The organism is Thermogemmatispora sp. (assembly GCF_019683635.1).
In the GTDB taxonomy this organism is placed as follows: Bacteria; Chloroflexota; Ktedonobacteria; order Ktedonobacterales; family Ktedonobacteraceae; genus Thermogemmatispora.
Map to the genome: position 1 here is coordinate 1 of NZ_JADGIA010000232.1, position 7,734 is coordinate 7,734.

7 protein-coding genes are annotated in these 7,734 nt (G+C 59.2%); 3 read left to right on the top strand and 4 right to left on the bottom strand.

Features of this window, described 5'->3' with window-relative positions; genetic code table 11:
• Positions 1–174: 174 nt before the first annotated feature.
• Both IRZ31_RS18685 and IRZ31_RS18690 read left to right on the top strand, forming a co-directional pair.
• Positions 175–675 (top strand): MarR family winged helix-turn-helix transcriptional regulator, encoded by a 501-nt coding sequence (locus tag IRZ31_RS18685; RefSeq protein ID WP_297156440.1) that lies wholly within the window; start codon positions 175–177, stop codon positions 673–675.
• 2 nt (positions 676–677) lie between these two features.
• Positions 678–2,675 (top strand): chloride channel protein, encoded by a 1,998-nt coding sequence (locus IRZ31_RS18690; protein WP_297156442.1) that lies wholly within the window; start codon positions 678–680, stop codon positions 2,673–2,675.
• A 52-nt stretch (positions 2,676–2,727) separates the two neighbouring features.
• Here IRZ31_RS18690 and IRZ31_RS18695 read toward each other — a convergent pair whose 3' ends face one another.
• On the bottom strand, positions 2,728–3,495 hold the full coding sequence (locus tag IRZ31_RS18695) for an SDR family oxidoreductase (protein ID WP_297156444.1): 768 nt from the start codon (positions 3,493–3,495) through the stop codon (positions 2,728–2,730).
• Between the two features lie 417 nt (positions 3,496–3,912).
• Between IRZ31_RS18695 and IRZ31_RS18700 the strand changes: the two genes are divergently transcribed.
• Positions 3,913–4,371 (top strand): hypothetical protein, encoded by a 459-nt coding sequence (locus tag IRZ31_RS18700; protein ID WP_297156447.1) that lies wholly within the window; start codon positions 3,913–3,915, stop codon positions 4,369–4,371.
• Between the two features lie 40 nt (positions 4,372–4,411).
• Here the strand turns inward: IRZ31_RS18700 and IRZ31_RS18705 are convergent, their stop codons facing one another.
• The 3 genes from IRZ31_RS18705 to IRZ31_RS18715 form a co-directional block, all read right to left on the bottom strand.
• Positions 4,412–6,040, bottom strand: a complete 1,629-nt coding sequence (locus IRZ31_RS18705; RefSeq protein ID WP_297156448.1) for a HAMP domain-containing sensor histidine kinase — start codon at positions 6,038–6,040, stop codon at positions 4,412–4,414.
• Positions 6,041–6,195: 155 nt separating this feature from the next.
• The gene (locus IRZ31_RS18710) at positions 6,196–6,870 is read right to left on the bottom strand and encodes a response regulator transcription factor (RefSeq protein ID WP_052888035.1); all 675 of its coding nucleotides are present in this window, start codon (positions 6,868–6,870) and stop codon (positions 6,196–6,198) included.
• A 409-nt stretch (positions 6,871–7,279) separates the two neighbouring features.
• A complete protein-coding gene (locus tag IRZ31_RS18715; protein ID WP_297156451.1) occupies positions 7,280–7,609 on the bottom strand; it encodes a hypothetical protein in 330 nt (109 codons plus the stop codon).
• Positions 7,610–7,734: the final 125 nt, after the last annotated feature.

The following is a 7,734-nucleotide window of genomic DNA, read 5'->3' on the forward strand; positions in this document are numbered from 1 at the left end:
TTATAATAGTCTATACAATATGAAAGATATCAAAAAGACGAATACAAATAAAATGGATCTCTCCATGTACGACTATACGAACAATGCCCACACTGTTGCCTTGACAAGAGCGCACGCCACGCCGTACAATTCTATCGTAATACGATATAGTTGTATTCCAGAACGAGAGCGCTCATGTCATCCGAGCAGGACCCGCCCATCGACTACCGCGCCCTGGCTGAGTTCCGCTATCAGATCCGACGCTTCCTGCGCTTCAGCGAGCAGGTTGCGCGCGAAGCCGGCCTGGAGCCGCAGCACTACCAGCTCCTGCTAGCCCTCAAAGGGCTGCCTGAAGGACGCAAGGCCACCATCACCGAGCTAGCCGAGCGACTGCAGATTCAACATCATAGCGCCGTCGAGCTGATCAACCGCCTGGTCGAGCGCGACCTTGTGGGGAAACAGCGCGACGTGCTCGATCAGCGTCAAGTTATCCTCTCGCTCACTCCACGCGGCGAGGAGGTGCTGCAGACCCTGGCCGCCTATCATCGGGCCGAGCTGCAAATCGTTGGGCCGGCATTGGTCGCTGCACTGAAGGCTATTCTTACGGACAGCGCCCTGGCCGCCACGCTGCAGGAGAGTGAGTCTCATCACAAGAACATGGATCAAGAGGATCAAGTGGCTCAAGAGGATAAATAGCAATGATTGAACGTGATCTTGCAGGAGATCCAGCAGGACAGACTGCCGCCGGCGTGGGCCGTCAACGGGCAGAGCGGCGAGCTGCTTCCTGGCAGGCCCTGCTCCAGGCACTAAGGGGTGAGGACCAGGAAGAGAGCAGCAGGCCCCTGGGCGACTTTACCACCACGCCGCGCGTCATCCTCATTGCTCTGCTGGCCATTGCCATTGGCGCCCTGGGAGCGGTCATCGCCCTCATCTTACTGCGTCTCATCGGCTTATTTACCAATCTTTTCTTCTATCAGCGCTTCGATACCTCCCTGATCTCTCCGGCGGGCAATCGCCTTGGCCCTTTCGAGGTGCTGGTTCCAGTCATCGGGGCCCTGATCATCGGTCTCATGGCACGCTATGGGTCTGAGCGCATTCGTGGTCACGGTATTCCTGAAGCCATTGAGGCGATTCTCATTAACGGGAGCCGCGTGCAGCCACGTGTCGCCTTTCTCAAACCGCTCTCCTCGGCCATCTCGATCGGCTCCGGCGGCCCTTTTGGCGCCGAGGGACCCATCATTATGACCGGAGGAGCGTTTGGCTCGATGATCGCTCAGCTCTTCCATCTGAGCAGTGCCGAGCGCAAGACGCTGCTCGTTGCCGGCGCAGCGGCAGGGATGTCAGCAACCTTCGCCTCGCCTGTGGCAGCAGTCCTGCTCGCTGTGGAGCTGCTCCTCTTCGAATGGAAGCCACGCAGTATGATTCCGGTGGCCCTGGCTAGCGCCACCGCCGCTGTGCTGCGGCGCTACCTGATCGGCCTGGGGCCGCTCTTCCCAACGCCACCACACCCAGCGTTCATCGGCCCCCAGGCCATCCTCTCTTGCCTTGTTGTCGGGCTGCTAGCCGGGGCGCTCTCGGCTCTGTTAACGGTGGCGGTCTACGCTTCAGAGGATGCTTTTCGCAAGTTGCCCATCCACTGGATGTGGTGGCCGGCCATCGGTGGCCTAGCCATCGGGCTTGGCGGACTGATCTTTCCTCAAGCTCTCGGCGTAGGCTACGACACAATCAGTGCTCTTCTTCATGGCAATGTCCCCTTGACTATTCTTCTGGGTGTTCTGCTGATCAAATCGGCAATCTGGGCCATCTCGCTCGGCTCGGGTACTTCCGGTGGCGTACTGGCTCCCCTCCTGTTGATGGGCGGCGCTCTCGGAGGACTGCTGACGCCCCTGTTGCCTGTGGAGGGGCCGGGTTTCTGGCCTCTTGTGAGCATGGGGGCTATGCTCGGTGGAACTATGCGCTCGCCGTTTACTGGGATCGTCTTCATGCTGGAGCTGACCCACGATGTGAATGCTCTGCTCCCGCTGCTGATCGCAGTGACAACAGCCCACGCCTTTACGGTCTTGGTGATGCGACGCTCGATCTTGACAGAGAAGGTCAGCCGCCGTGGCTACCACCTGACGCGCGAGTACTCCATCGATCCATTAGAAATCATCTTTATTCGCGAAGTGATGCGCACGAGCATTGTGGCTCTACCCGCCTCGCTGCCTCAGAAAGAGCTGCTGCAATCGCTGAGACACACCTCCTCTCAGCATGGCCAGCACCTCTATCCTTTGATCGATGAGCAGGAGCGCCTCGTTGGGGTGCTCACGCGGCGCGACCTACTAGAGCTGTTGGCTGGCGAGGGACAGGCAGAGCAACAGGATGGGCGTTTACTGTCTCAGGCCATTCGACGTCAGCCGGTAATCTGCTATCCCGATGAGCCGCTGCGTCCGGTGGTCTATCGCATGGCTGCAACTGGCCTGACGCGCCTGCCGGTGATCGAGCGGGAGAGTGGACGACTGGTTGGTTTGGTCTCGATCAGCGATCTGTTGCAGGCCCGGGTGCGCACGCTGATCGAGGAGCAACGGCGCGAGCGTGTCCTGCGCATTCGTCTGCTTTTCCCCTTTGGGACGCGACTGCGCGCCTTGCGCTTGCGCGAGGAGCATCTGGCCCCATCCGGTCGGGAAGGCAGTGAGGGGGAGCAAACGCCACGTTGATCACTGGCGGCCTCGTGTCAGCCAGACCTGGTCAATAGGCCAGACGCCGCGGCTACAGTGAGCCTGTATTGCGCATTAGGCCCCCATCAATGACAAAGGTGGCACCAGTAACGTAGGCCGCGGCGTCCGAGGCCAGATAGAGGGCCAGAGCGGCCACCTCTTCCGGCTGGCCCATCCGATGGAGTGGAATCTCTGCCAGCAGCGCTTGATACTTCTGAGGATCGGCTTTGACATCGGCATCGATCGGGGTATCAATGGCCCCAGGGGCAATATTGTTAACTGTAATCTGATGAGGAGCCAGCTCCAGACAGATCGTGCGCGTCAACATACGCAGGCCTCCCTTGGCGCAACAATATGGCACATTGAGCGGCATGGGCAGATCCTCATGAACCGAAGAGATGTTGATGATGCGCCCCGCTCTGCCTTGCCTGATCATCTGGCGGGCCGCTGCCTGGGCACAGAAAAAAGCTCCTTTTAGGTCGACCGCCAGCACCCGATCGAACTCCTCTTCGGAAACGTCAACAAAGGCACGATGGATCTCCATGCCAGCATTGTTGACCAGAATATCGAGGTGTCCGTAGTGCATGACTGTCTGCTCGACCAGAGCCAGTGCCTGCCGATACTGTGCGACGTCAGCCTGTACCACCAGAGCCTGACCCCCGGCTTGTTCGATGAGCTGTTTGACTTCTGCGGCTTTCTCTGCAGCGTGGGCATAGCTGATGGCAACACGAGCGCCTTCGCCGGCAAAGCGCAGGGCAATGGCACGCCCGATGCCGCTGTCGCCTCCCGTAATCAGTGCCACTTTCTCATTGAGCTGCATCCTTATCTTCTCCCTTTATTAAACTATTGCTACAGATTATAAACGATGGTGCACCCATATCTCGTCTGCCAGCCGATCTGCAGGCCCGGCCAGACCCTTCATTGAAGAACACGGAGGATCTAGTGCCCCAGCTCCGCCCACCGTGTTCTCCAGGGAAATAAGAGCCAGTCGGGGCTGATCTTGCCTCGGCTTCAGCCTTACCTATGGCAGAAGGCAGAGTCACTGCGAAGGCTTCTGCCTCGTGGAATCTCCGTGGAGGGGCTGGCGAGTACTGAGCAAACGGACCATCACGCGAACAATGTCGATGTCGAGGAGGTCTCCGTACCAGGCCTCGCCGCCAGACAGCGAGCGAGCGTACAGGTGAGGGTCCTCGGCCTTGCTCACACAACCTGAAGAGAGGAGAGGACGCAAGCAGATATGGCAGAGAGCAGTGTTGTTGTAGGCGTTTTCGAGAATGTCGACCAGGCCAGGCAAGCCTATGACCGTTTGCGGGCAGAAGGCTTTGGGGCTGACTATGTGAGCCTGGCTAATCCCCAAGAGATGCGCAGGCCCCAACTGGGCATGAAGTATCTCACAGAAGCTGGCATTCCCGACGAAGAGGCCCGCTTCTATGCCCAAGAATTCAGCGAGGGGCATGCCCTGATAACCGTGCGTGTTGCCGGACTGCCTCCGACCAGCGCGCGTAAGGCGGTGGCCCTCCTCCAAGAGCAGGGCGCCTACGACGCTCATACAGGCCGTGAGCGGCGTGGACCCTATGCTCCCAATATTCGCACTGAGCAGCCATCACCCTTCTTCGATCTTACGTATCCCGAGGATCTGGCGCAGCCAGCCACCAACCAGCCTTCGCCTCAGAGCGAGGAGGGTAGGTCAGAGTAGCTCCACAAGAGGTGCTGAGGCCCAGCAGCAGCGCACGACTTCAGCTTCCTAGCGCCGCCGAGCTGCCCTGACTGCTCGGTGAGGCAATAGGCAACCAGACGCTGAAGGTACTGCCCTCGCCGGGCACGCTCTCGGCTCCGATGCGACCACCGAACTGTTCGACGAGCGTACGGGCAATGGCCAGGCCGAGGCCCGTGCCCGGGCGCTGGCGGGCCCGATCCGCACGGTAGAAGCGTTCGAAGATGTGGGGAAGATCAGCGGGATCAATGCCGATCCCCGTATCGCTGACACGCAAAATGGCCTCATGGCCGAGGCGCTCCAGCGAGACTACTACGCGCCCGGGCTGCTGCTCATTCTCAGCGGGGGTATATTTAAGAGCGTTATCCAATAGGATAAGTATCAGACGTCTCAACTGTTCCTCTTCGCCTCTCACACGTACCGGCTCAATATGACCTATTTCTAACTTGAGTGGAGAATCCTCTGCTTGGAGACGAAGACGTAGCTGACGAATGAGGTGCAGGACAATACGGTCTAGCTCAACAACTGGGGGAAGAGCACGGCGGCCATTGCTGCCAGGAGCAATCGTTTCTTCCGGGTTCTGATGGGCGAAGCTGCTATCGGCGCGGGCCAAGAGGAGGAGATCATCCACCAGGCGCGCAAGGCGCAGCGTTTCGCTATGGGCATCGCTGAGCATGGTCCGTCGCTCTTCGGGCGGCAGCTCATCGATATGGCGCTGGAGGAACGCTAGATTACCCTGGATGGTTGTGAGAGGGGCGCGCAGCTCATGGGAAGCGTCGGCAATAAAGCGGCGCTGGGCCCGGACTGCGTGTTCCAGATCACTGAGCATTGCGTTGAAGGAATCGATGACCAGGCCGATTTCATCGTGGCGGCGCGGGCGCGGGACACGCAGGCTCAGATCGCCAATACGGGTGCCGCGAGCCGTGGCCTCCTTGATGGCGCGTGCCGTCGCAATGACGCCTTCCAGAGGGCGAAGCACATGACTGACAATGAACCAGCCACCCGCCAGGGCGCCGATCAGAATGACAGCGCTGGCCACCACGAGCAAAGTCTTGAGCAACAGGAGGATATTGTCGACGTCATTAAAGGACTTGGCCACAAGCAGGAGGCCCACGAGCGGCCCCTGACAGGTGGGAGCTGCTGTAGCACTGACATTAGAAGGCAGTGCGCTCGCTGTCTTGGTCTGGCAGACCGGAAGCACGCCGACGTACAGTCGGTCGCCGTTGACTTCGGCTGTATACCAGGCCTCCTGGCGGCGCAGGGCCGCATTCCAGGCTGCGCTATTGTGCGGCAGCATATTGAGCTGGCTACCGTTCGAGGAATACAGGACCTGACCAGTAGGGGTCAGGAGCGCAATCACAATTGGTGTACGGTAGAGATCAATATCGTGAAAGTCAGGATTGAGAGGCACATAGGGTGGGGTTGGTTGCAGCTGTCGCTCGACATCCACGAGGGCGGCGTGACCGACGACGCGTGTATTCGTGACCACGCTCTGATTGAGAGCACTGCTTGCCAGGAGAAAAATCAGGGAGCCGAAGGCTACCAGTGTGATCGTCAGCAGCAGACCATACCAGAAGACCAGGCGCAGACGCAATGTGTGTGGCATGGCCCGCAAGCGGGCAGCTGCCCGAGTGGCACCAATCTCACCCATACACTTCTTCCATTTTCCTTGGAATTCAAGCAACGCAGCCGTGACTCTGGTCGCAGCTCTGTCCGCTGTGAGAGGGTCTACTAGGCCAACAACAAGTCCTGGCAGGCAAGAGCGGCCCTTGGGGCAAAGTTCGGCCTGCCGCTGACTGGAGGGACCTACTCTTTGAGTACATAGCCAATGCCGCGCACTGTATGGATGAGCCGCGGCTCGCCGCCAGCCTCCAATTTCGAGCGCAGGTAGCCAATATAGACCTCCAGCACATTGGAAGAGCCTTCAAAATCGAGACCCCAGACCCGTTCCATAATCAGGTCGCGAGTCAGAACCTGCCGGGGACGGCGCAGAAAGAGCGCCAGTAGCTCATACTCGGTCGGGGAGAGTTCGATCTCGCGCTGCCCACGGTAGGCGAGGCGCGTACCGGTGTCCAGGGTGAGATCGGCATAGCGCAATACCTCGCTACGCTCGGCCTGGCTACGACGCAGGAGAGCCATGACGCGCGCCAGGAGTTCTTCGGGAGCAAAGGGCTTGACCAGATAATCGTCGGCCCCCATTTCGAAGCCCTTCACACGATCGGGAATAGCGTCGCGCGCGGTGAGCATCAAGACAGGCATTGTATCGCCGGCGGCGCGCAGACGGCGGACAACCTCCAGCCCGTCGATCCCGGGCAGCATGATGTCGAGGATCATCAGATCGGGTGGATGCTCCAGGCTGCGCATCAGGGCCTCATCGCCCGTAGCGGCGATGGCCACACTGTATCCTTCGTAGGCTAAAATTCTGCGCAGGAGATTGGTGATGCGCGGATCATCGTCAACAACCAGGATATGCGCCTTCATAGGCCTCTCTCCGGGCTACTGGTGAGTCGCTTTGGGCCAGTGACGCTACGGTCACAGTTGAGCCAGGCAAACGCCTTACCAGGATCTACTGAGTCATAGAGAGGGAGAGAGGGGGAACCCAACAAGCTGCAAGCGAGCGCACCCTTCTGCCTCCTTCCTCAGACCCAGTATGCCAGCTTCCAATGAATGAATCCTGAGAATCGTCTGAGATAGACCTGAGAGTGCACAGTAGTTTTTTATTATAGCCTAGTTTGAGAGCGAGCAGCGAGAGTGTCCGCCGCAGGAGAGGGAAGGGCGCGGAGTTGCAGGACAGGAAGGCGGAGAAAGAGCAAAACTGGGGGAGTGGCCCGGCTCTGCCCTCAGAGAGGCTGGCTTGCCGGGCCGATCAGCTCCAGCTCGTCGACGGCGATCAGCCCTGTGGGGGGAAGCCGGGTCGAGAGAAGGAACCGGGTGCAGCGCCTGGTGGCGTGGCGCCGCCATGCCACTGACCGACATAGGCCCGCAGCTGCTCAAGTTCTTCTCGGACAGGCCAGCGACCGAAGGCCAGAATACAGAGGGCGACGATATTAGCCACCGGGATCAGCATCAACAAGGCCCAGGCGCCGCTGTAACCGGCCTTGGAAAAGATCTGCCAGAAGATCAGTACACCGAGGACGATAGCGACTAATCCAATCACGCAGGAAAACAGAAAGCTGGAGGATATAATAGTAACAGCAGTATTAGTTGTATCTGGCGACATTACAGCACTCCTTTCTCATTGTCTCTGTGCAGTAAGGCAAGTGTAACGGTAGTTATGACAACTGACCTGGGCCTTCTGGGTACGCTCTAGCGCTGCCGCGCTTGATAAGAGAACGATCATTCAGC